1 protein-coding gene is annotated in these 238 nt (G+C 71.4%); it reads left to right on the top strand.

Going from position 1 to position 238, the window contains the following annotated elements:
* Nucleotides 1-15 precede the first annotated feature (15 nt).
* Nucleotides 16-238, top strand: a 223-nt coding sequence (locus RT309_RS13640) for a primase alpha helix C-terminal domain-containing protein (RefSeq protein WP_313357897.1), incomplete at its 3' end; no start/stop codon positions are given.

Here is a 238-nt window from a genome sequence, read left to right as displayed (position 1 = left end):
GCCAGCAGCGGCTCGATGGATGTGGATGCTGAGCGGTTGGCGGCTTGGGTCGCGGGGCGGGGTGAGGGTGAGCGGAACCGGGGCCTGTTCTGGGCCGCTTGCCGCCTTGCCGAGAATGGCGTCTCGGCCACGGACGCGCTCGATGCGCTGGGTTCTGCGGCACACTCGGCGGGTCTGGGTGATCGCGAGATCACCACGACCGTGCGCTCCGCCTACCGCGCCACCCAGCCCGCATCCG

It is taken from the genome of Microbacterium sp. (assembly GCF_032084865.1).
GTDB lineage: Bacteria > Actinomycetota > Actinomycetes > Actinomycetales > Microbacteriaceae > Microbacterium.
Note: the sequence above shows the minus strand (reverse complement) of the source record. Positions and strands in the feature narration are given on the sequence as shown.